Source organism: Adlercreutzia caecimuris B7, from assembly GCF_000403355.2.
GTDB classification, from domain to species: Bacteria; Actinomycetota; Coriobacteriia; order Coriobacteriales; family Eggerthellaceae; genus Adlercreutzia; species Adlercreutzia caecimuris.
On the sequence record NZ_KE159646.1, the window covers coordinates 1,059,363 to 1,082,908 of the forward strand.

A 23,546-nucleotide genomic window follows, 5' to 3' on the forward strand; every position below is an offset into this window, starting at 1 on the left:
GTCTCGTCACGGTCTTAGCGACGAACCTGACGCGAAGCGGTTCTTGCCCTTGGCGACATTGGCATAGCGGGCGATCGACACCGTTGTATGCGACGGGATAGAGGTCTTCCACCCGGGGACCCGCGGGTGGATGCAATGAACCCCGAGCACGCTGAAAGGGCCCGAGGTTCACGGGTGTGAGCGCTTTTGGTGATGTACGAGCCATCGGGGCACAGAAGGTGACAGGAGATAGCGCACTTAGCGCTGGAGCTTAGAAGCGGGTGCCCCCCCCCGGATATGCGTCACAGGCATCGCCATGTCAGCTCCTTCAATCCTGTACAGGTGTAGTTCTTTTATAAGTGAACTGCTTTGATTATGCTAGCATCTCGCCTGGCCAAACGCAAGATGGCCGAACGAGCAGCGCGCTCGCAGGAGCCGCCGCATTCCCCAGAAATGCAACCCCTCCCCATCGGCCGCTTTCAACCCCGCCCCGAAAGCCCTCCGCGCACCACCGCAACGCCCGACGCTCTGCCCGTCCGCCGCACTGCGCGCACGGCCGCGATAGCCACCACGACGCCCTCCCAACGCAAAAAGGTGCGGCGTCCTGGGGACAGCCGCACCTTAGAAGATGCTGGGACGCTGCAAACGAGGCCTTACTTGTACTGGCTCTCGTGCTTGCGGAAGAAGTCGAAGCGCGGGGGCAGCTCGTGGATGCGGTGGGCCCCGGCGTCGATCTCCATGGCCGGGCACAGCTCCTCGTTGGAGTCGAAGTCGTAGTTCCAGCTGAAGAAGTCGGCGAAGTCGAAGCTCATATAATCGCAGATCTTCTCGCAGCCGGCCGGCACGATGGGGTGCATGAGCAGGCAGGCCACGCGCAAGAGGTAGAACGAGTCCACGAGCACTTGGCGTCGCGCCGCGGCGTCGTCAGCCTCTTCGGCGCGCTTGATCCCGTCGGCCCACCACTTGTTCGACCAGCGGATGAACTCGTCGCACAGCGACATCACGCGGTGCAGCTCCACCTTGTGCATGCGCTCCTCGTAGTCGAGCAGAGCCTCGAAGGCGCGGCGGCGCACCTCAGATGTCACCAGCCCCAAGGGCATGCAGCCGTCGAAGTTCTTGCCCGCCTCGTAGAAGCAGCTGCGGGCCAGGCGGTTGAACACGTTGGTGAGCAGCGCCCCCTCTTTGAGCACCGGATCGGCATAGCGCGGATCGTCGCGCTTGGCCTCGTCGGGATCGAAGGGCTTGGGCGAGAAGCCCACGGACTTCTGATCGAGACCGAGGGCCAGGAAATGGGCCCGCAGCTGCTCGGGAGTGTAGTGCTCCAGCAGCTGCTCGCCGGTGGGCGGCTTCACCGCACCCGACGAGGAGGCCTTCTTTTTCCCGAACAGCATGTGGTGGTTGGCGATGAGCGTGGTCTGGCGCATCTGGGAGTCGGGCCCCTCCTCGAACAGGCCGCCCGGGCGCAGGGCCTCCCACAGGGCCGGCTGGGCCACGCCGTAGAAGTACAGGTTGTCCTGGCCGATGAACTGGTACACGCGCGCATCATCGGAGCACCAGAAGTCGCGCCAGCTCGTGCGCGGCAGGCCTCGCTCGTCGTTCACCGTGATGGTGAACGAGATGGGAGCCCACAGCGATTCGGGCCAGCACCACACGGTGAGCCCCTCCACGTCGTCGATGACCGGCGCCGCCACGCCCCACTCGATATTGCCCGTGATGCGGAAGGGAACGAGCGTCTTGGAGGTGCGGAAGCGGATGCCGGCCGCTGCCAGCACTGCGCGGGCCGCGTCGCGGGCTTCAATGTCGGAAAACTCGATCTCGAAGGACTGCTTGCCCTTCTCGGCCTCGCGGAACCGGTGGGGCGGCAGGCTGTCGGCCAGCGCCTCGTACTCATCCAAGTGCTCGTTCTTCACGAAGATGACCGGGGGTGCCAAAAACTCCTCGATGGCCTTCACCACCACCGGGCGTACCTCGGGGTCGGCCCTCAGCTGCTCCACATGAGCCTTGAGGAAATCCTCGAAGCCGGGCAGATCGAAGTACCAGTTCTCCACGGGGCGCATCTCGGGCACGGTGCCCGTAAGCGTGGACACCGGCTTGATGAGGTCGACCGGCGCGTACTGGTGGCCCAAGTCGCACTCGTCGGCGTAGGCGTGCTCGGATTTGCAGCCTTGCACGGGGCAGCGTCCCTGCACCTGGCGGCCGTTCAGGAACGTGTCGGCCTCGGCATCGTAGAACTGCAGCGTGGAATCAAGCTTCAAGTGCCCGCTCTCGTGCAAACGCTCGATGAATTGGTCGGTGATCATCTGGTGCACGTCGCCCGCATGCCCGATGCCGCTGCCCTCGTAGATGTCCAGACTCACCTGGAAGGCCTCGAGCGTGGCCTTCTGGCGCTCGTGGTTCGCGAGCACGTAGTCTGCGATGGTGCCCGAGAACTCGCCGGCCTCCACGAGCTTGCGGTAGCCCTCGTTGATGGGACTGCCGAAGCAGTCGGTGCCCGACACGAAGCGCACGTTCTCGGCGCCGATACGGTCGCGCAAAAAGCGGGCGAAGGCGTCGGCGGGCACGAACACGCCGCCAATATGCCCGAAGTGCAGGGGCTTGTTCCCGTAGGGCATACCCGCCGTCACCACGGCCCGGGCGGGCCATTCGACCCGTTTTCTGCTATTCAAGTCCGACACGGTCTTCCAACTCCTTCAAGGCTCGGGTCGTCGTATCCTCGTTCTGCTCGCCCATGATGTCCAGCAAACGAGACAGATCGCTCGTGGAGGACTGCAGGTACACGGTGTCGGCGTCGGGAATACCGGCCAGCTCGCAGGCCTTGGCCACAGCCTGCTCCAAGGTGCCGATCTCATCGGCCAAACCGTTTTCCACCGCATCGATGCCCGTGTAGGTCAGCCCGTTGGCCAACGCGAGCACCGCGTCCTCGCCCATATTGCGGCCCTCGGCCACGGTCTCGATGAACACGTCGTTGATCTGGTCCACCTGAGCCTGGTACCAGGCACGCTCCTCCTCGGTGAGGGGCCGGTTGCCGCCGCCGGCGTCCTTGGCGTCGGCCGAAGTGATGTTGTCTACCGAAATGCCCAGCTTCTCGTAGAGGCCGGACAGGTCGGTCACCGACATGATGACGCCGATGGAGCCCACCGCCGAGGTCTCGGCCGTGTAGATGTAGTCGGCCTGAGACGAGATCATGTAGGCGGCGCTGGCGTCCAGCGAGGCGCAGGACACCACCACGGGCTTGGAGAAGTCGCGCACGTAGCGGCTCATCTCCTCGCCGGCCGTGGCCACCCCTCCCCCGGAGTTCACCCGCAGCACCACAGCCTTGATATGCGGGTTCTGCTCAGCGGCGTCCAACTGCGCCTTCAAGCCCTCGGGGCTCGAGGTGGTACCGTCGTACTGGATGGTGCCGTCGATGTTGATGATGCCCACCGTGTCGCCCGTCACCGTATCGGCCCAGGACGGCGACTCGTAGGAAAACGCCCCCACCGAGCTTGTCATCACCGCGGTGCACGAGGCGATGGAGGCCGCGCCCAAGATAAAGAACGCGAGCACAGCGGCCAGCCCCACGATCCAGCCGCGCCGCTTGGGGGCCGGAGCCGGGGCGACGGGCGCCGCATAAGCCGGCTGTGGAGCCGCGTAGGTCGGCTGAGCCTGGGGCTGGGACTGAGCTTGCTGCCCTTGGAGCGGGGACGCTGCCGGAGACGCGCCCGGTACCGCGGGAGCGCCCTGGGGCTGGCCGGTGCCCCAGGCCTGGTTCTGCCATTGGTTCTGATCGGTCATGGAGTGATCCCGTGCCTTCTACAGCTCGAAGTTGTCGTCGGAACGCCCTTGCTGGGTCTGGGCCTTCTTCGCCGTGCGGATGAGGAACTCCTGGTTGGAGTTCGTCTGCTTGAGCGACTTGATGAGCATGTCCATGGCGCGCTCGGTGGAGTTCGTGTTCGACAGAATGCGGCGCACGGCCCAAATGAGCGGCGCCTCCTGGGGCTCCAACAGCAGCTCTTCCTTGCGGGTGCCCGAGGAAATGGGGTCGATGGCCGGGAAGATGCGGCGATCCGCCAGGTTGCGATCCAGCTTCAACTCCATGTTGCCGGTGCCCTTGAACTCCTCGAAGATTACCTCGTCCATCTTCGACCCCGTCTCGATGAGCGCCGAGGCCAAAATGGTGAGACTGCCGCCGTTCTCGATATTGCGGGCGGCGCCGAGGAAGCGCTTGGGCGGATAGAGGGCCGTGGAGTCCACGCCGCCCGAGAGGATGCGGCCGCTCGCGGGCTGGGCCAGGTTGTAGGCGCGGGCCAGGCGGGTGATGGAGTCCAGCAGAATGACCACGTCCTTGCCCTGCTCCACGAGGCGCTTCGCCCGCTCGATGACGAGCTCGGCCACCTGGATGTGGTTCTCGGAGGGCATGTCGAAGGTGGAGGACACCACCTCGCCGCGAATGGAGCGCTCCATGTCGGTAGCCTCTTCGGGACGCTCGTCGATGCCCAGGTACATGAGGTGCACCTCGGGATTGTTGGCCGTGATGGCCGCGGCGATGTCCTTGAGCACCGTGGTCTTGCCGGCCTTGGGCGGCGACACGATGAGGCCGCGCTGGCCCTTGCCGATAGGCGCCGTCAGGTCGATGACGCGGGCCGTGGTGGTGGTCCTGCCGTGCTCCATCCACAGGCGCTCGTCGGGGAAGATGGGCGTGAGCTCCGAGAACTTCGGCCGCAGGGCCATCAGCTCCGGCGCATGGCCGTTCACGGCGGTCACCTTCTGCAGGGCGGCGAACTTGTCGTTGGGGCGTGCCGGGCGGGTGACGCCGGACACCATGTCGCCCTTGCGCAGGCCGCTCTTGCGGATGGTGGCGAGGCCCACGTAGATGTCGTTCTCGCCGGGCAGGTAGCCGGAGGTGCGCAGGAAGCCGTAGCCGTCGCCCATGATGTCGAGCACGCCGGTGACCTCGGTGAAGCCCTCGGCCTTGCAAATGGCCTCGTAGACGGCGTCCACCAGCTCGGCCTTCTTCAGGCCGGCACCTTCGACGCCCAGCTCGGCCGCCTTCGCGCGCAGGTCGGCCACCTTGAGCTCGGCCAGCTCCTCCTTGGTCACAGAGGGCTGCGGCTCGCGATTGCGGTTCTCGTGACGCTGGCGGCGGTTGTTGCGGTCGTGGTTGTTCTTCTTGCCGCCCTGGTTGCTCTTGCCCTGGCCGTTCTGGCCGTTCTGGCCGCCGTTGCCGCCCTGGTTGTTCTGGCGGCGCTCGGCACGGTCGCCCTCGCCACGCTCGCCGCGGGTGTGCTTGCGCACCACCGCAGTGCGGGCCGGCTTCTTGGCGGCGTCGGCTTCGGCGCTCTCGTCGGAGACCGCCCCGGCCGGCTTCTCGGCCGCGCCCTCGTCGGCGTCTTCCGCCTTCTTGCGCGGACGGCCGCGGCGGGGCTTCTCGACCGCAGCCTCGACGGCCGGTGCCCCCTCGGCAGCTTCGGCCGGCGCCGCACCGTCGGACTCGGCCTTCTTGCGGGTGCGGCGGGGCTTGGGAGCCTCCTCGGCCGCAGCCTTCCCGGCCGCAGCCTCGCCAGCCTCCTCGGCTGCCTTCGTCGCGCGGCGGCGCACCGGCTTCTTCGCCGGGGCTTCGGCTCCAACGCCTGCGCCCTCGGCGGCCGCATCCTCGGCGGCTTTCTTGCGCGGACGGCCGCGCTTGGGCTTCTCGGGGGCCGTCTCCGGGGCGTCGGCGATGGTCATCTGCTTCTCGTCGGCCTCACTCATGCGTTCTGAACCTTCTCCCAGTCCTTAAGGAACGATTCCAGGCCGCGGTCGGTCAGCGGATGGGACACGCACTTCTTCAGGATGCCGAAGGGCACGGTGGCGATGTCGGCGCCCATGAGAGCGGCCTGGGTCACATGGTTGGCGCTGCGGATGGAGGCGGCGATGATCTCGATCTTCTCGCCGTTCACCGTATCGGCGGAAAAATCGTAATTGCCGATGGCGGTCACCACGTCCTCCAGCTGGGCCAGGCCGTCCTCGGAGATGTCGTCGAAACGGCCCACGAACGGCGAGATGTAGCGGGCGCCGGCGCGAGCGGCCAGAATGGCCTGGGGCACGGTGAAACACAGGGTCATGTTCACCGGGATGCCCTCGTCGGCCAGCTGACGGGTGGCGGCAAGACCCTCCACCATGGTGGGGATCTTCACCACGACGTTGGGGGCGATCTTGGCCAGCTCGCGGCCGTCGCGCACGATCTCGTCGCGGGTCATGGCCACCGACTCGGCCGACACCGGACAGGCGGGCCCCACGATGTCGCAGATGCGCTTGATGTGGTTGTGGAAGTCGTCCAGCTTGCCGCCGATGCGCGAGTACAGCGTCGGGTTAGTGGTCACGCCGGCGAGCGCACCCCAGCTGGCAGCCTCCTCGATCTCGGCGAGATCGGCCGTATCCAGGAAAAACTTCACGTTCATCCTCCTTCTTGAGGTTTACAGGCACGTTGGGATCGGCATCCGAACCGAAGGCGGTACGCACCGAAAAGCCCAGTCCGCGAGAACGTTGAGATGGGGAATACGGAAAAGGGAGAATGGAAACGAGGTGCACGCCTCTGATACAAGTTCAGAGCTTGAATCATAGTAGCGCAACTTCTTTCGCCGCACAAGAAAAACCAGCGAGCGTGCGCAATTCGGGCTCTCCGCGCGAGCCTCGACGGAGCGGACGGCCCGCTAACCGCTCTCTTCTCTTTGAGCGCCTCTCGCTACTCCTCCGTCATCGAGCGGTAGAAGCAAGTGCGCGCACCGGTGTGGCACGCCGGGCCGGCGGGGTTCACCAAGGCCAGCAGCGTGTCGCCGTCGCAGTCGTAGCGCAGATCCACCAGCTTCTGGGTATTGCCGCTCGTGGCGCCCTTATGCCACAGCTCCTGACGGCTGCGACTGAAGAACACCGTCTCGCCGCGCTCTAGCGTGAGCGCCAGCGATTCCGCGCTCATCCACGCCATCATGAGCACCGCGCCCGTATCGGCGTCCTGCACGATGCAGGGGATGAGCCCCGCCTCGTTGTACTTCAGCTCGGGAATATTCATCACGGCCCCCTACAGGCGCACGGAAATGCCGGCGGCGCGCATGGATTCCTTCACCTGGCGCACGGTCAGCTCGCCGAAATGGAAGACGCTCGCGGCCAGCACCGCATCGGCCTCGCCGTCGACGATGCCCTCGGCGAAGTGCTCCAGCTTGCCCACGCCGCCGCTCGCGATGACGGGGATGTCCACGGCCCGGGCCACGGTGCGCGTAAGATGGCAGTCGAAGCCGTCGCGGCTGCCGTCGCGGTCCATGCTCGTGAGCAGGATCTCCCCCGCTCCGCGCCGGGCCGCCTCGCGCGCCCATTCCACGACGTCGATGCCGGTGTTCTTGCGGCCGCCGGCCACATAGACCTCCCACTTGTTGGGGTTGCCGGGCACCGCCTTCGCGTCGATGGCCACCACGACGGCCTGGGTGCCGAAGGCCCGAGCCGCTTGCGCGATGAGGTCGGGGTTCGCCACGGCCGCCGAGTTCACCGATACCTTGTCGGCCCCGGCGGCGATCATCGTCCGAATGTCGGCCACGCTGCGGAAGCCGCCGCCCACGCAATAGGGCAGGTGCAGCTCGGCCGAGGCATGGCTGGCCAACTCCACCGTGGTGGCCCTATCATCGCTCGTGGCCGTGATGTCGAGGAAGATCACCTCGTCGGCCCTCTGCTCGTCATAGGCCCGGGCCAGCTCGATGGGGTCGCCCGCATCCCGCAGGCCCACGAAGTTGACGCCCTTCACGACGCGGCCGTCCTTCACGTCCAGGCAGGGTATTACTCTCTTTGTCAGCATAGTGGTCTCAATCCGTCCGCCGAGCGGGTTCGGCATACCTCGATTCGCTCAGGCAGTCCTCGCTTTGGAGAACAGGACGTTTAGTCCTGTTCTCGTCGCTGCGGAACTCGCTCGGTCGAGGCACGCCGAACCCACTCGGCTCTTTTTCCTTCACTGCTCTACTCTGCAAAACTCGCTCGGTCGCAACACCGGCCGTCTCGCCGACTACGTTTTCTTGCTAGCCTTCCAAATCCTCGATGGTCAGCGGGCGCTCCTCCGCTTCCAAAGCATCGCTCACCTGGTAGGTGCCCGCGCAGGCGGCCACGCCGTCGGCCACCGAGAGCGTTCCCTCGTAAATGGCGCGGCCGGCGATGACGCCCTCCACCGCGTCGGCGATGGGGGCCAGGGCGCGGATGTCGGCCGCGGTGGCTATGCCGCCGGACACGATGACCGGGTTGCGGAAGGCCTCGGCAACGTCCGCATAGGCGTGCGGATCCACGCCGGTCTGCATGCCGTCGCGGGCGATGTCGGTATACACGATGTGCTCGTAGCCCAAGTCGGCCATGCGCGCGGCCAAATCCAGCGCCGACATTCCGGATCCTTCGATCCAGCCGGCCACAGCGGCCTCCCCCGCCTTCGCGTCGATGCCGGCCACGAGCGCGTCGGGACCGAACTTCTCCATGGCGGCCTGGGCGAAATCGGGGTCGCGCACAAGGGCGGTGCCCAAGATGACCCGGGTGGCCCCGGCGTCCAGCAAACGGTCGGCCACCTCCAGCGAGCGCACGCCGCCGCCCACTTCCACCTTCAGCTTCGTGCAGGCCAGAATGCGGCGCACTACCTCGATGTTGTCGGGGTTGCCGGATTTCGCGCCGTCCAGGTCCACCACGTGCAGCCAGGTGGCGCCGTCCTCCTCGAAGAGCTGGGCCTGGGTGGCCGGGTCGTCGTGGTACACGGTGACGGCATCGTAGTCGCCGCGGGCCAGGCGCACGGCGCGGCCGTCCAGGATATCGATGGCGGGCAACAGATACATGGCTACTCCTTTGACAAGACGGTATCTTCCGCCATGGTAGCGGCCGCGCCGCGGCGACCGGCCGCAGCACCGGCAACGGTTACGAAGTTGGCGAGCAGGCGCGCGCCGGCATCCGAGCTCTTCTCGGGGTGGAACTGCACGCCCCACACGGGACGCCCGGGCACCCGCACGGCGCAGGGGAACGTGACCGAGTGGGTGGTGCGCCCGATGGTCGCGGCGCTCTCGGGGGCGGCGAAGGAGTGGGTGAAGTAGAAGTACTCCCCGCTTTCCAGGCCGTCGAACAATGGGTCGGTCTCGTCCCACTCCACGGAGTTCCAGCCCACATGGGGAATCTTATAGGCCGCGCCCGCCTCGTCGGTCTTGGGCATGAGGCCCACCGTGCCGGGGACGAGGCCCAGGCCCGCGGGCAGGGGCCCGGCCCCGGGCGCGTGCTCGGTACCGGCCTCGAACATGAGGTGCATGCCCAGGCAAATGCCGAGAAAGGGCGCCCCGGCCGCCACGGCGTCGGTCACAGCCGCGCCCAGGCCGAGCTCTTCCAAAGACGCGGCGGCATCGGCGAAGGCGCCCACGCCCGGCAGCACCACGGCATCGGCCGCGCGCACCTGAGCCGGATCGTCGGAGACGACGACCTCGGCCCCCGCGCCGCGCAGCCCCCGCTCCACCGAGAGCAGGTTTCCCTTATGGTAATCAACGACAACGATCAACTTCGCAACTCCCCTCACCGCTACGGTCAACAACGCCGGGCCGTCCATGGCGCGCGGCCGGCTACAGCACGCCCTTTGTGGAGGGCACCTCGCCGGCGAGCGCCGGATCGATGGCCACGGCCTGGCGCAGGGCGCGGCCGCAGGCCTTGAAGGCGGCCTCGAAGATATGGTGCACGTTGTCGCCGGCCAGCTGGCGCACGTGCAGGGTGATGCCGGCATTGGCGGCCAGGGCGATGAAGAACTCCCGGGCCAGCTGGGTGTCGAAATCGCCCACCATGCCGAAGGGCACCTCTACGGCCCAGTGCAGCTGCCCGCGCCCGGATATGTCGAGAGCCGCCAGCACCAGGGCCTCGTCCATGGGCACAAAGGCGCTGCCGAAGCGCGCGATGCCCGCCTTGTCGCCCAGGGCGGCACCTAAGGCCTGGCCCAGCACGATGCCGGCATCCTCCACGGAATGGTGGCCGTCCACCTCCAGGTCGCCCTCCACAGACACCGCGAGATCCATGCGGCTGTGGCGCGCGAAGGCGCTCAGCATGTGGTCGAAGAACCCGATGCCCGTGGACAGATCGGCCCGTCCCGCGCCGTCCAGATTCACCGTGACCGCGATAGCGGTCTCGGCCGTGGTGCGGGTGATGGTCGCCTCTCTCGCCATGATGCTCCTCCTTTAGTCCCGCGCCGCTTGGGCGCGGCGGCTCCCCCGCTCGGCCACGAAGGCCCGCAGCAGGCTGATGAACCGGTCGTTCTGCTCCGGCGTGCCCATGGTCACGCGCAGGCAGCCCTCCAAAAGCGGCGTTGCCGAGAAGTCGCGCACGAGCACCCCGTGCTCGTAGAGGTACTCCCAGGCCTCGCCGGCGTCTTCCATGCGCAGCAGAATCCAGTTGGAGTCCGATGGGAACGGCACGATGCCGGGAGTTGCCCGCAGCGCCTCTGCGACCCGGCCGCGCTCCTCGATGATCTCGCGGATGCCCGGCTCGAAGCGGGCCCGGTGCTCGAAGACCACCTCGCCCACAGCCTGGGACACCGCATCCACCGAATAGGGCTGGCGCACCTTGACGAACTCGCGGATGACCGCCGGGTTCGCCAGAATATAGCCGAGCCGCACCCCCGCAAGCGAGAACGCCTTGGAGAACGTGCGCAGGATGACGAGGTTCTCGTGGGTCGCGAGCAAAGGGCGCGCGGTCTGGCGCGAGAACTCGAAGTAGGCCTCGTCCACCATAACCAGGGCGTCGGTGGCGTCCAGCAGGCGCTCGATGAAGGCCTGGGGGCAGCGCAGGCCCGTGGGGTTGTTCGGGCTCGCCACGATAACGTAGTCGATGTCGCCGACGGCCAAACGCTCGAAGGCGGCCTCCTCGTCGATGGAGAAGTCCTCGGTGCGCGCGATGTCCACCACCGCGGTGTTCGTGAGCCGGGCATTGGCCGCGTACACCGAGAAGGTGGGCGGGAAGTTCAGACAGGTGCGCCCCGGGCCGCCCCAGGCCAGCGCCAGGTTGAACAGCAGCTCATCACCGCCGTTGCCGATGAGCACATGATCGCGGTCGAGGCCGTTGGCCTCGGCGATCATGTCGCGCAGACCGCCCGCGAGCGGATCGGGGTAGCGGTTGAGGGGCACCTTCGCGATGCGGCGGCCGATGAGCTCGCGCAGCTCGCCGTCCACGTCCCGCGGGTTCTCGTTGGCCGACAGGAACGCCTCGGCCGGCAGGTATTTCGGATCGTAGGGCACAAGGCCCGCCAGCTGCGGGGCCGCCGCGCGCACCCTATTCATCGGCCGAGCCCGTCGCAGCCGCGCCCGCGCCGGCATCCACCCCGGCCGTCGCCCCGGCCCCGGCCACGCCCGCCTGCTCGGCGGAAAGCAGGCTCTGCAGGCGCAGGGCCACGGACTGGGCATGGGCCCACAGCCCCTCGTGGGTGGCGATCTGCACCACGGAGCGGGCGTCGTTTCTCAGGGCGGCAGCCGTGTACTGGATGACGGAGGACTTCTTCACGAAATCGTCCACCGAAAGGGGCGAGGAGTAGCGGGCCGTGCCGCCTGTGGGCAGGGTGTGGTTGGGGCCGGCCACGTAGTCGCCCACGGCCTCGGGGGTCCACTCCCCCAGGAAGATGGCGCCGGCGTTGTGGATGGCGCCGAGGTGCTCCATGGCGTTCGCCACGTGCATCTCCAAGTGCTCCGGCGCGATGACGTTCACCGCTTCCAGGGCCTGCTCCATAGTGGGGCACACCACGATGAGGCCGTGGTCGTCCAGGGAAGCGCGGGTGATGTCGGCGCGAGTGGAGCGCTCCATGTGGTCGGCGATGGCCGCCTCCACGGCATTGGCGTAGGCATCCGAGAAGGTAACCAGGTAGCAGGCGGCCAGAGGGTCGTGCTCGGCCTGGGCCATGAGGTCGATGGCCACCATGGACGGATCGGCGGTCTCGTCGGCCACGACGCACACCTCCGAAGGGCCGGCGATCATATCGATGCCCACATCCCCTGAGACGAGCTTCTTCGCCGCGGCCACAAAGGCGTTGCCCGGGCCGGTGATCTTGGCCACGGGGCGGATGGTCTCGGTGCCGTAGGCGAGCGCCGCCACGGCCTGGGCGCCGCCCACGGTGTAGATCTCGGTAACACCGGCGATCTTGCAGGCGGCCAGCACCGTGGCGTCGAGCGTGCCGTCCTTGGTCGGCGGCGTCACGCACACGATGCGCTCCACGCCGGCCACCTGGGCCGGCAGGGCGTTCATGAGCACCGTGGAGGGGTACAGGGCCCGCCCTCCCGGCACGTAGATGCCCACGGAATCGAGCGGTGTCACCTTCGACCCCACGATGGCCCCGTCCTGACGCGCGAAGAACCAGCTCTGCTGGCGCTGGCGCTCGTGGAAGTCGCGGATCTGGGCCGCGGCCTGGTTCAGGGCGTCGATAGTGTCGGGGTCAACTGCGGCCAGGGCCTCCTCGATGGCGCTCTCGGGCACACGGAAGTCGTCGATGGCCACGCCGTCGAACTTCTCGGTGTAGGCCCGCAGGGCCGCGTCGCCCTTCGCGCGCACCTCCTCGATGATGGCCGTGGCCGCCTCCAGGGCGCCGGGGTTGAAGGCCCCCGCCCGATCGATGAAGTCGGCGGTGAAGGGCTCGGTGGGTTGCAGGTCTACGCGTCGCATGGTCATGGGTCTCTCCTTAGGGGTCGTCGGAAACGGATACGCGCCGCCGAGGCGCGGGGGACAAGCGGTCTAGCCGGCCGGATTCGATGCGCCGGCGATGGGCGCGTAGCTATGATGGGGGGCGTGGGCCGCCAGCGTGCGGGCCAGGCCCACGATGCGCTCGTCGGTGCGCAGGGCGCAGCCGTTGGCGAAGAAGCGGGCCGTGGAGGCCAGCACCTCTTCCACGATTTCCAAGTTGTTCTCGGCCAGGGTGGTGCCTGTGGCCGTGATGTCCACGATGCGCTCGGCGAGCCCCACCATGGGGGCCAGCTCCACGTTGCCGTGCAGGTACACGATCTCCACCTGGGTGCCGGTCCGTGCGAAGTGCGCCCGGGTGATAGCGGGGTACTTCGTGGCGATGCGCATGGAGCCGAGCTTGCGGTAGCGCTCCTCGATGGCCGCGGTGGTACCGGCGGCCTCGGCCACCACGAAGCGGCAGCCGCCGAAGCGCAGATCCACGAGCTCCACCACATCGGCCCCCACCTCTTGCAGGGAATCCTTGCCGCAGATGCCGCAGTCGGCCGCTCCCAGGGCCACGAACACCGGCGCATCGGAGGGGCGCACGATGATGTAGTCGACCCCCGGGTTGGAGATGACGAGCGAGCGGCCCGGGCTCGCGAGACCGGTCACATCGAGCCCCGCCTCTTCCAGACAGGCGATGGCCTCGGCGTTGAGCGAGCCTTTGGGCACGGCGATGCGCAACGGACGGGCGGCTCGGCCGCCCGTTGCTGCCGCCTCGGCCGATGCGGCGGCCATGGTCTGCTCCAAATGGAAGGCGAAACCCGCCGCGGGCCGGTCGATGCCGTAGGCGCCGATCATGCGATCGTAGCGGCCACCAGATCCCAAAGGCGCCCCCAGGTGGGGCGAGGCCGCCTCGAACACGATGCCCGTATAGTAGTTGAAGGAGCTGACCACCGAGAAATCCACCAGCAGCCGCTCGGCAAGCCCCGCCGCGGCCAGGCGGTCGCACGTATCTTGGAAGTCGTCCAGATCGGCCACGCATCCCAGCGGTGCCACCAGGGCCCGCACCTCCTCGATGGCCTCGCGGCCGCCGCGGATGCGGGCGAGACGGCCAATGGCGTCGGCGTAGGCCGGGGCGGCCGCACCCGGATCGGGCAGCTCGGCCCCGTCCTCGGGACGCCGGCCGGCCACGGCGCCGCATAGACGGTCCAAGGCCACGAAGTCGGAGTCGTGGTAGGCATCGAGCACCGCGAGCTTCCACAGCTCGGCGGCGCCGGAGCGCTCGAGAAGGGCCCGCAGCACCCCCACCGTGGCAATGCCCAGCACGAAATCGGTCGCGCCGGCCAAACGCAGGGCCTCGGCGAACAGGGCCACGATCTCGGCATCCACCGCCGGCCCGCGCTCGCCGATGCACTCCACACCGCATTGGGTGAGCTCACGGGCCACGACCTGGTTGTCGGTCTCGGCCTCGCGGAACACCCGCTGGGTATAGCGGAAGCGCAGCGGGCCCTCCTCGGCCGCCATGCGCGTGGCGCAGGCCCGGGCGATCTGCAGGGTGACGTCCGGACGCATGGCCAGCAGATCGTCGTGGGAGTCGAAGAACTTGAAGGGGGATGCGGGCATACGGCCGCCGGCCCGCATGACGTCCATGACTTCCAGAGTGGGAGTCTCGATGGGCACATAGCCGCGAGCGGCGAACAAGTCGGCCACCGCCCGGGTGATGGCCTCGCGGGCGAGCGCCTCTTCGGCGAGCACGTCGCGGAAACCCGATGGCGTTACTGCGTTCACGAACCGGTCCCTCCTCGCGCCGATATGGAATCGGCCGCGCTGCGTTCCTTACGAAATCCCTCACATTATCCGCTTTCGCGGCGCGCCTGCGCACCGCAGCGGGTGAAAGGCGAATTATCGACAGAGACACGCCGGAAAGAGTCCCGAAGACGCGACGAGCGAGATGCGCGGTGCCCGGCGCACGGCCCTTCGGGGCCGCGCCGATGGACCCGGCCTCCGAGGAGACGCGCGGGCTGCGCCCTACGCGCGACAACGCGCGACCCGTCGGCATAGCTCTACCGATGCCAATACTTTATCACAGTAGAGTACTAAAGCAATGGTTGTTTACGCGAGCGGCTCGATGATCATGGCGCGCAGGATGCCGGGGGTGTCGTAGGCCCGCTTGCCCGCGCCCATGCCGATACGGCGGATGGCGAAGCGCTCGGGCAGCGCGTCGGCGGTGCGCAGCGCACCGGCCACGGCGGCGCCGGTAGGCGTGACGAGCTCGCCCTCCACCGCCACCGGAGTCAAGGGCAGTCCGCAGATCTCGGCGATGAGCGCCGTGGCGGGCGCCGGCACGGGAATGAGGCCGTGCTGGCAGCGCACCGTGCCGGTGCCGCAGGGCAGGTCGGCCACGACGACGCCGTCGGGCGCCAGATCGTCCACCGCCGCCGCGATGGCCACGATATCGGCGATGGAGTCCACAGCGCCCACCTCGTGGAAATGTACCTGATCTACAGGCACGCCGTGGGCCCGGGCCTCGGCGTCGGCCACGAGCGCGAAGATGCGCCGGGCGATGGCCTTGGCGCCCTCGGTCATGGCCGCGCCCTCGATGATCGCCTCGATCTCCCGGGGACCCCGATGGCGATGCCCCCCGTCGGGCACAGGGCCGTGTCCGTGCCCGTGCTCGTGGCCGTGCGCGTGGTCGTGGCCGTGCTCGTGCGCGTGGTCGTGCCCGTGCGCGTGGTCGTGGTCGCAATCGCCGCCTCCTCCCTGCCCGTGGCCGTGGAGATAGGCCATGTCGTGGTCATGGTTCTCATGGGCCGCATCGAGCACCACGTTGAAGTCGCACACGTCCAGGCCCGACTTCACCACTCGTGCGATGTCAACGGAAAACCCCTCCACATCCAAGCTTTCGAGCGCCGCGCGCACCACCTCTTCCCGCGCGCCGACGTCCAGCAGAGCTGCCGCGCACATGTCGCCGCTGATGCCCGAAGTGCATTCCAGATACAGAAGCCTGGTCATGTCAGCTCCTTCGCAAGTTCAAATGGTTGATGGCGCTTGCCTGGAAGGCGGCGCCGAAGCCGTTGTCGATATTTACCACCGAGACGCCGCTCGCACACGAGTTCAGCATGGCCAGAAGCGCGGCGATGCCCCCGAAGGAGGCTCCGTAGCCCACCGAGGTGGGCACCGCGATAACGGGGCACGACACCAGGCCGCCCACCACGCTGGCAAGCGCCCCCTCCATGCCGGCCACCGTTACCACCACGCGCGCGGCGGCGAGTACGTCGGCGCAGTCGAGCAGGCGATGAATGCCGGCCACGCCCACGTCGTAGAGACGATCCACCTCGTTGCCGAGGAACTCGGCCGTAAGCGCAGCCTCCTCGGCCACGGGCATGTCGCTCGTGCCGGCGGCAGCCACCACCACGCGCCCGTCGCCGTCGGGTGCGGGCATGCCGCCGAAGACGAGCAGGCGCGCCGTCTCGTAGTACGCAAGCGGCACCGGCCGAGCCGCCAGTGCCGCCGCCAGCGAGGACGAGCCTTGGGGCGCAACTCGCCGTTGCGCCTCGTGCCTTTCCCAAGCCGTCGCCACCACTTGGGCCTTCTCAGCACTCACCCGCGTGGCCAGCACCCGCTCCTGGCCGCCCTCGATGAGCGCCGCGGCAATGGCGGCAATCTGCTCAGCCGTCTTCCCCTCGCCGAAAATCACCTCGCCTGCGCCCTGGCGGGCCGCCCGATCGAGATCGGGTCGGGCGAAGTCGAGGGCAGGGCCGTTGCAATCGGTATCCACAAAGCGCGCCTTTCTTCCCGGCAAATCACATCGGCCGCCCCGGGCCGAATCTTCAACGTCTATGATAAATGTTTGAGCTGACTCCATGTCTAGAGAAGAACAGGCAATCGGAGATGCGAATCGAAAGAACAGGGAAGAAAAACGCCCCGGGAAGCCGGGGCGAGCAAATGCGCGTCGTGCGTCTCGGGAAGAACGCCCTATTCCTCGGGGCGCAGGGCGCGCTCGCTGTCGGCCATGATGTCATCGTAGTGATCGATCTTGTACTGCAAGCGCTCTAAGGCGCGCTCCAGATCGGCTATGCGCTCGCGAATGGCGATGCTCTGGCGGGCGAGCAGCTCCTTGCGGGCCTCCCGCGTGCTGTCGCCTTGGTCAATGAGCTCCATGTACTCCACGAGCGACTCGATGGACATGCCGGCATCCCGCATGCACTTGACGAACTCCACCGCGTTGCAGCTGGCCTCATCGTAGTCGCGGATGCCGCTGCCGTTACGGGGCACATGGCGCAACAGGCCGATGCGCTCGTAATAGCGCAGCGTATCGGTGGAGACACCGTAGCGCTTGCTGACTTCCGCGATCTTCATTCGGTCCCTTTCAACGCAGGAGCTGCATTCAGCCACTCTCGCAGACTGCATGTCAATTAGACCATATGGAGTAGGCTACAAGTCAAGACCGCATCGCCAGATTCCTCCGAATGACTCCCCGCCTGCGCCTCTCGCGCACAGGCGGAGCGCATCCGCGCAAGACCGAGCCCCGCGCCGTTGGTGCCCCTACGCCGAAGGGGTCGCCAACCTGTCGCGCAAGACGCGCAGAGCGCATCCCCGGTGCGAGATGGCGTTCTTCTCCTCCTGGCTCACCTCGGCCAAAGTGCGCTCGCCGCCGAAGGCATCGGGGAAGAACAGCGGGTCGTAGCCGAAACCCTCCTCGCCGCGCGGTTCGTGGCCGATGGCCCCCTCCACGGTACCGCGAGCCACCGTCTCGGTTCCATCTTCGTCGATGAACACGAGAGTGCACGCGAAGCGCGCCGCGCGCTCGCCATCGGGAACCCCCGCTAGCTCCGCGAGCAACTTCGCATTGTTAGCCGCATCATCGCCGTCGGCGCCCGCATAGCGCGACGAGTACACCCCGGGTGCTCCGTCAAGCGCGTCCACCTCGAGCCCCGAGTCATCGGCAAGCACCGCGCAGGCAAGACCCGCCGCCTGAGCCGCCGCCCGGGCCGCCTCGGCCTTGATGCGCCCGTTGCCCTCGAAACTGTCGGCGTCTTCCACGGGGTCGGAGGCAAGCCCCGCCTCGGCAAGCGTGCGAAACTCCCAGCCCTCGAAGTCGAGCGCCGAGCGGATCTCGGACACCTTGTGAGCGTTGTTGGTGGCGATGACGACGGTCTTCATGGAAGGTCCTCCTAGTTCACGGAAACGGTGGGCAGTTCCACATGCCCCGCCACGTCCATGGGACGGGCGAGCACGCGGCTGCCGAAACGGCGGAACTCCTCGACATCGGGGCCCGTCGTGAAAAACGCGTGCGCCGGCACGTTGCCCGGGCACGCGAGGCTGTGTCGCCGCCGCAGAATATGGTCCACGTCGCGCGCAGTCTCGTCAGCCGACGAGACCAAGGTAACGGGGCGCCCCACAACCCCGCCGATGAGCGCCTTCAGGAGCGGGTAGTGGGTGCAGCCCAGCACGAGAGTGTCTATCTCGCAACGGCGCAAAGGCTCCAGGTACTCGCGGGCGATCTCCTCGAACTCGGGACGGATGTAGACTTTCGAGGCGTCGGAGAGGTAGTCCTCGATGGGGCCTTCCGCCATTTTCAGCCCCAGCTCGGCAATCTCCACGAAACGCGGCGTGGCCGTCGAGAACACGGTGATGCCCGCGTCGATATGGCGGATGGCATCGGAGTAGGCGTTGGATTCCACCGTGCCCTTGGTGGCGATGACGCCCACGCGCCGGTTCAGAGTAGCGTGGGCCGCAGCCCGCGCGCCCGGCTCCACCACGCCCACCACCGGCACCGGGAAGACGCGCTGGGCATGGGCGAGGCCGGCGGCGGTAGCCGTGTTGCAGGCGATGACGATCATCTTCACATCGTGGCCCAGAAGCCATGTGCAGATCTGCTGGACGAAACGGTCTACCTCGGCCTGGTCGCGCGGGCCGTAGGGGCAGCGAGCGGAGTCGCCGAAGTACACGAGGCTCTCCTCGGGCAGGCGCTTCTGGAGCGCCCGGGCCACCGTGAGGCCGCCGTAGCCCGAATCGAAGACCCCGATGGGCCGGTTGTCGTAGCCGTCGAGGCCGTCGGCGCGCATCTGCTCCACGACAACTGCCCTACTTGTGAACGACGACCACGTCGCCGACTTCCAGCACCTCGTGGAGTTCCTTGGCCTTATCGGGCGGTAGGTTCACGCACCCGTGGCTGCCGTGCTCCTTGTACCACTTGCCGCCGAACTTTGCCTGCCAGCCGGCATCGTGGAAGCCGATGGAATTGTCCTTAAAGGGCATCCAGTACTCCACCTCGGTCTCGTAGTCCTTCGTGCCGTCGGGCTTGTAGCCGCGCAGCACCGACTTGCCGTCGTTGGTCTTGATGTAGTAGGTGCCCTCGGGGGTGTCGCGGCCGTCCTTGGGAAGACCGCTCACGATATCGCTCTCCCACAGCACCTTGCCGTCCTCGTCGAAGAGCGTGGCGTGCTGCTTTTTCAGATCCACATCGATGTAGCGGCTGCCGAAGTCGCGCCCGTGCTCGTCGGGAGCGGTCGCGGCATTCTGCTTCATCACGATCTCGATGGTGCCGCCCTCGCCCGCTTCCAGGGCCTCCTTCACCTTCTCGGCCGTGGCCTGGCTGTCGGTGATCCAGCCGTAGTCGCCGCCCTTTACGGTGAATTTCTTGCCGTCGGGACGCGTATAGGTGCGCGTGGCGCCCACCGTGTCCATGGCGTTCACCTTCTCCTGAACCATGGACACCAAAGGCGTCGCATCGAAGGACACCGTCAGGTCGTCGGCCACCTTCACCTGCTCGGCGATGGCCTCCTTGTCGATGGCCAGCACCTCCTTGCCCGCCATGGTCAGCGTAAGCGCGCCGTCCATGTAGGTGTTGGCCTGCTCGCGGGCCGCGGCCAAGGCCGGATCGTCCTCGGTGACGGACGGCTTGGCGAGCACGGCATCGGTAAGTTTCACCTTCGGGGCGAAGTTCACCGTGCCCTTGGTCACCTGATCGAGCACTACGTCGGCCAAAAGGGTGTTACCCTCCTCCTCGGGCTCGATCTTGAAGGCCTGGGCGGCATCGTCGAAAGCCAAGCTTGCGTTCTTCGGCGCCTGGCCCTTGCTGTTGACGGCGTCTACCGCCGCCTGAATGGTGTCGGCCAACGCCGTCTCCTCGAAGGTGGAGACCAGATCCTGGGTATCGTCGTGGTTCTGGAACACCTCGTAGGGCCATGCCCACGGATCCATCTGCGAGAGCAGGTTGTCGGCAATGGCCTGGGAATCCAAGGTCATGCCCATGTCCTTGGCGGCCAAGGTCAGATCGAGCCCGTGGCCCTCCACTTTGAAGGTGTAGTCTCCCAGCACCCCGTCGAGCATCTCATGCACCTCGTCGGGCGTCATGCCCGAGATGTCCATGTCGAGGATGGAGGTATGGGGGAAGAAGCGCCCCATGAAGACGAAGACCCCCGCGAAGTAGATGATGGCGACGACGCCGACGAGGGACGCGACGGCAATGCCGAAGATCTTGAGGCCCCGGCGCTTGCCGGAGCCGGGGGGATTGGGGTTCACCTGATAGCCGGGCACATAGCCGCCCTCGCCCGCGGGCGCCAGATGCGGGGCCTGGTACGGAGCAGGCGGCGCAGGCGGCACGGGGGTTCCTCCCGCCGCACGCTTTGGCGCGGTGGGCTGCGCGGGCATCGCCGCGGTCGGCTGCACCGCAGGCGCGCCAGAGGGGCGACCGCGCGGCACCTCTATCTTCCCGCTGCGCCCCGCAGGACGCGCAGGCGCGGGCGCCTGGGCCCCGGAGGGCTGCTGCTCATTCGATTTTCCGTGTCTTCCCTGGTTATGCTTGGCCATATCGTGCTTTCGTGGAATCGCTCGTCAGGACGGGGCCGCAACGCCCCTCTCTTTGGGAAAGAATTATACGACACTCCCCCGCATGCGAGAACGGGCATCCTCGGCCTCGGCGTTACTTTCACACACGCGCGGCCGCCCGCGCCCCGGCGCGGGCCATTTACCACGGCCTGTCCACGAAACTTACGCGAGTTTCAGAAGTATTCCCAGAACATGACTGGTTTTCTTAAGATTTGGAAGGCGTCTGCGACGGCTGGGAAAAGAGAAGCCCCTCTGACCAGGCAGGTTTCCAGTCAGAGGGGCCGAACGGTTCTGGTGGAGGCGCGGAGAATCGAACTCCGGTCCATACTAAATCGTCCACGAGGCTCTACAAGCTTAGTTGGCGATCGGGCTTCGGAGCGGATCGGTTCGCCAACCAACGTGGCCGCTCCTAGTCGGTTCAATCTTTCCCGCGGCCATACCGACTACGTGCCGCGGGGCATTCCCCTCAAATGACGCCTTGCCCGGTTCGGGGAAACACCGGGGTCGGCGATCACCAAAAACTGCGGTTAGGCAGCCATGGCGGCCGGCATGTAGTAGCCGGTCTTAGAAGTGTTTTTGCCAATTAACTTGACGTTACCCCTGTTTAACGTGGCGAGGAGACCACGACCTGCTCCTCGTTTCGGACTTACCATGTCGAAACCAGTCGCCCCCAAAGGGTTGCCGTCCCATTCTAGCGGCCGCGCCTTTCCTGTCAAGGGCAGCACAGCCGCCTGCGGTGCGGGTGCGGGCGAGCGCGCGGCCGCCCGCATCCGCGCCAGGCAGCTGGTGGCCGTCTACTGGGCCACGGTCACCAGCTCGGTGCCGTCCAGATCGTAGTCGTCCAGGCACAGGCTGTGGCGCGCCGGCTCGTCGTAGGTGCACCAGTAGTAGGTGCGGCTCGCCGCGGAGTAGCAGTCGCTGAACATGGTGTACTCGTAGCGGCCGTCGCCCATCTTGCCGGCGCCCTTGCACATCGAGCAGCCCTCCAAGGTGCGGAACAGGCGCGTCACGTTCGCGGCCTCGCCCTCCTCGGTCGGGTAGTTCGCGTTCAGGTAGGCGGCGCGCACGAAGCGGCTGGCCGGGTCATAGCCGCCCGGGAAGCCCACCATGCCCGCGCCGGTGCCGAAGGCCTTCAGGGTATCGCGGGTCCAGGTGACCGGCTCCGGGTGCTCGTTGCTCACGTGCAGGTAGTTGCGCACGTTCTCGGCATGCCACGGGAAGGGCGGCTGGTTGGTCAGCACGTCAAGATCGTCGTCGTACACGTGCATGCCGTCGGCCTGGCACTCGATGACGATGGACTCCTTCGCGTCACCCACGATCCAGTGCAGCTGGGCCACGGCGTAGCCCTCGTTGGGGGCCTTGGCCACGAGCGTGACCTTCTTAAGCGCGGAGCGCACCTCGGCCACGGTGGAGAACTGCGAGGCGATCCACAGCGGGAACTCATAGACGGCCAGGTTCACGCCGCCCTCGGCCGGGCCCTCGGCGAACTGGGCATAGCCGGGGAAGTTCAGGCCGCCCACGGCGAGTCCCGCCTCGTTGCCGCAGTCGAAGTAGCACGGAGCGCCGTTCACCACGATGGCAGTGCCCACGCAGGCGTACTTCGGCTCGATGGCGCCGAGGAAGGGCGACGGGATGCGCGCGCCGCGGGGCGTGACCACGACCCTCTCGCCGTAGGACTCGCACCAATCCAGATTGCGACCGAAGTACATATTGCCCTTGCTGTCAGAGAAGCGGACACCTGTGCACATGATGATCTCCTAAGTCTCGGAAACGAAAACGGGAGCGATCGGCCCGATCGCTCCCGCCCATGGTAGGCCCGCACCTCATGCGACCGCCGTGGCGGCCCGGCTCGGTTGCCGTTTTGACAGCGACGCGTCGCCGTTACTTTTTCTTCTTCAAGAAGCTGAGCGAATCGGCGATCTCATCGAAAGTGCCCTTCAGCTCTGCGGCCACGGCGGCACCGTCCTTGTAGATGGCGTTCACATCCTTAGTGGCCGCCGCCACGCCCTCGCGGCTGATGCCCAGATCGAACTCGTCGCCGTCGGAGGTGCGCTCCACGCGCACGCCATCGTCGTCATTGTCCTCGTCGACGTAGTAGTACTCCACCTCGTTGCCGTCCTCGTCCAGCAGGATAAAGCCGATCTCGTTGTCGAACTCGTCCACGATGACCGCGTGCACGTCGCCGTCCTCGATCTCCATCTCGATGATCTCGCTCTCCTCTTCGGGCTCCTCTTCGATATGATAGCCCTCAAAGTTCAGAACGTCGGCCTCCTCATCGGCGGCCACGGCCTCTTCCACCTCTTCGGCGTCCCAGCCGTCGTAGTCGGCCTCGTTATCGGCCATGAAGCTGTCGTAGGCATGCTCCACGTCGCTTTCCGCGGCGTCCTCGCCGAAGATCTCGTCCTCGTCGTCCTCCGCGTCCTGAAGCTCGGTCTCCTGGTCGGTCCACTCGGCCTCGGTCTCGCCGGTCTCCTCCATGCTCTCAAGCTCTTCGTCCAGGCCCATGGCGTCGCTCCTTTTGTCGTGTCCGTCCTTCAGCGGCAGCGCGCAGACGCGCCCGCGATTTCATGATGCCACCCGTCGGCGTTGGGCGCGCGCGGGCGGCGCTTTCGTTTCCCTACCGTGAACGCTCTTTCATGGCGCGGTCGATCTCGCGCTTCATGTCGCGCTCCCTCATGGAGGCGCGCTTGTCGAAGAGCTTCTTGCCGCGGGCCAGCGCCAGCTCCACCTTCACGCGGCCGTCGGTGTTGAAGTACATCTTCAAGGGCACGATGGCCAGGCCCTTCTCGGCCACCTTCGCCTCCAGGTAGCGGATCTGCTTCTTGTGCAGCAGAAGCCGGCGCTTGCGGTCGGGGTCGGGATTGAAGATGGACCCGTTGGCGTAGGGCGGGATGTGCACGTTGTTCAGCCACACCTCGCCGCCGCGGATGAGCGCGAAGCAGTCGGTGAGCTGGCAGTGGTTGTCGCGCAGCGAGCGCACCTCGGTGCCCGTCAGCTCGATGCCGGCCTCGTAGGTCTCGAGCACCTCGTAGTCGTGCAGGGCCCGGCGGTTCTTCGCGATGACCGTCTCGTCGCGCTTCGCCACGGCC

At 67.0% G+C, this 23,546-nt stretch carries 21 protein-coding genes and 1 other RNA gene; all 22 read right to left on the minus strand.

What is annotated here, in order from left to right; translation table 11 throughout:
* Positions 1–632: 632 nt before the first annotated feature.
* The 22 genes from C811_RS08105 to smpB all read right to left on the minus strand — a co-directional run bounded on the left by C811_RS08105 (position 633) and on the right by smpB (position 23,542).
* On the minus strand, positions 633–2,654 hold the full coding sequence (locus tag C811_RS08105; protein ID WP_016309070.1) for a class I tRNA ligase family protein: 2,022 nt from the start codon (positions 2,652–2,654) through the stop codon (positions 633–635).
* A complete protein-coding gene (gene sppA, locus C811_RS08110) occupies positions 2,638–3,753 on the minus strand; it encodes a signal peptide peptidase SppA (protein WP_016309071.1) in 1,116 nt (371 codons plus the stop codon). The genes C811_RS08105 and sppA overlap by 17 nt, the downstream gene beginning before the upstream one ends.
* Before the next feature lie 18 nt (positions 3,754–3,771).
* The gene (gene rho / locus C811_RS08115; protein WP_016309072.1) at positions 3,772–5,709 is read right to left on the minus strand and encodes a transcription termination factor Rho; all 1,938 of its coding nucleotides are present in this window, start codon (positions 5,707–5,709) and stop codon (positions 3,772–3,774) included.
* Positions 5,706–6,392 carry a transaldolase family protein gene (locus C811_RS08120; RefSeq protein ID WP_016309073.1) on the minus strand — a complete coding sequence of 229 codons (687 nt, stop codon included), beginning with the start codon at positions 6,390–6,392 and terminating at the stop codon, positions 5,706–5,708. Before C811_RS08120 ends, rho begins: the two co-directional genes overlap by 4 nt.
* A 290-nt stretch (positions 6,393–6,682) precedes the next feature.
* A complete protein-coding gene (gene hisI / locus C811_RS08125; RefSeq protein ID WP_016309074.1) occupies positions 6,683–7,006 on the minus strand; it encodes a phosphoribosyl-AMP cyclohydrolase in 324 nt (107 codons plus the stop codon).
* Positions 7,007–7,015: 9 nt separating this feature from the next.
* Positions 7,016–7,780 (minus strand): imidazole glycerol phosphate synthase subunit HisF, encoded by a 765-nt coding sequence (gene hisF / locus C811_RS08130; RefSeq protein WP_016309075.1) that lies wholly within the window; start codon positions 7,778–7,780, stop codon positions 7,016–7,018.
* A 217-nt stretch (positions 7,781–7,997) separates the two neighbouring features.
* Positions 7,998–8,789 (minus strand): 1-(5-phosphoribosyl)-5-[(5-phosphoribosylamino)methylideneamino]imidazole-4-carboxamide isomerase, encoded by a 792-nt coding sequence (gene hisA, locus C811_RS08135; RefSeq protein ID WP_016309076.1) that lies wholly within the window; start codon positions 8,787–8,789, stop codon positions 7,998–8,000.
* A 2-nt stretch (positions 8,790–8,791) separates the two neighbouring features.
* Complete coding sequence (gene hisH / locus C811_RS08140; protein ID WP_022926456.1) at positions 8,792–9,493, minus strand: imidazole glycerol phosphate synthase subunit HisH; 702 nt, start codon at positions 9,491–9,493, stop codon at positions 8,792–8,794.
* A 61-nt stretch (positions 9,494–9,554) separates the two neighbouring features.
* The gene (gene hisB, locus C811_RS08145; protein ID WP_016309078.1) at positions 9,555–10,145 is read right to left on the minus strand and encodes an imidazoleglycerol-phosphate dehydratase HisB; all 591 of its coding nucleotides are present in this window, start codon (positions 10,143–10,145) and stop codon (positions 9,555–9,557) included.
* 12 nt (positions 10,146–10,157) lie between these two features.
* On the minus strand, positions 10,158–11,255 hold the full coding sequence (gene hisC, locus C811_RS08150) for a histidinol-phosphate transaminase (protein ID WP_016309079.1): 1,098 nt from the start codon (positions 11,253–11,255) through the stop codon (positions 10,158–10,160).
* Positions 11,248–12,630, minus strand: a complete 1,383-nt coding sequence (gene hisD, locus C811_RS08155) for a histidinol dehydrogenase (RefSeq protein WP_016309080.1) — start codon at positions 12,628–12,630, stop codon at positions 11,248–11,250. Before hisD ends, hisC begins: the two co-directional genes overlap by 8 nt.
* Positions 12,631–12,693: 63 nt before the next feature.
* The gene (hisG, locus tag C811_RS08160) at positions 12,694–14,412 is read right to left on the minus strand and encodes an ATP phosphoribosyltransferase (RefSeq protein WP_016309081.1); all 1,719 of its coding nucleotides are present in this window, start codon (positions 14,410–14,412) and stop codon (positions 12,694–12,696) included.
* Between the two features lie 324 nt (positions 14,413–14,736).
* The gene (gene larC, locus C811_RS08165) at positions 14,737–15,636 is read right to left on the minus strand and encodes a nickel pincer cofactor biosynthesis protein LarC (protein ID WP_016309082.1); all 900 of its coding nucleotides are present in this window, start codon (positions 15,634–15,636) and stop codon (positions 14,737–14,739) included.
* Position 15,637: 1 nt separating this feature from the next.
* Entirely contained in the window at positions 15,638–16,402 is a 765-nt protein-coding gene (larB, locus tag C811_RS08170; protein WP_016309083.1) for a nickel pincer cofactor biosynthesis protein LarB, read from the minus strand.
* 197 nt (positions 16,403–16,599) lie between these two features.
* The gene (locus C811_RS08175; RefSeq protein WP_016309084.1) at positions 16,600–16,983 is read right to left on the minus strand and encodes a MerR family transcriptional regulator; all 384 of its coding nucleotides are present in this window, start codon (positions 16,981–16,983) and stop codon (positions 16,600–16,602) included.
* A gap of 186 nt (positions 16,984–17,169) precedes the next feature.
* A complete protein-coding gene (rdgB, locus tag C811_RS08180) occupies positions 17,170–17,787 on the minus strand; it encodes an RdgB/HAM1 family non-canonical purine NTP pyrophosphatase (RefSeq protein ID WP_016309085.1) in 618 nt (205 codons plus the stop codon).
* A gap of 11 nt (positions 17,788–17,798) precedes the next feature.
* On the minus strand, positions 17,799–18,692 hold the full coding sequence (gene murI / locus C811_RS08185; RefSeq protein ID WP_022926458.1) for a glutamate racemase: 894 nt from the start codon (positions 18,690–18,692) through the stop codon (positions 17,799–17,801).
* A gap of 19 nt (positions 18,693–18,711) precedes the next feature.
* The gene (locus tag C811_RS08190) at positions 18,712–20,232 is read right to left on the minus strand and encodes a L,D-transpeptidase family protein (RefSeq protein ID WP_016309087.1); all 1,521 of its coding nucleotides are present in this window, start codon (positions 20,230–20,232) and stop codon (positions 18,712–18,714) included.
* 517 nt (positions 20,233–20,749) lie between these two features.
* Positions 20,750–21,129, minus strand: a transfer-messenger RNA (tmRNA) gene (ssrA, locus tag C811_RS16200).
* Between the two features lie 122 nt (positions 21,130–21,251).
* Positions 21,252–22,205 (minus strand): choloylglycine hydrolase, encoded by a 954-nt coding sequence (gene bsh, locus C811_RS08195; protein WP_016309089.1) that lies wholly within the window; start codon positions 22,203–22,205, stop codon positions 21,252–21,254.
* A gap of 133 nt (positions 22,206–22,338) precedes the next feature.
* Positions 22,339–22,962, minus strand: coding sequence for a hypothetical protein (locus C811_RS08200; protein ID WP_016309090.1), 624 nt, complete (start codon positions 22,960–22,962; stop codon positions 22,339–22,341).
* 112 nt (positions 22,963–23,074) lie between these two features.
* A complete protein-coding gene (smpB, locus tag C811_RS08205) occupies positions 23,075–23,542 on the minus strand; it encodes an SsrA-binding protein SmpB (protein WP_016309091.1) in 468 nt (155 codons plus the stop codon).
* Positions 23,543–23,546: the final 4 nt, after the last annotated feature.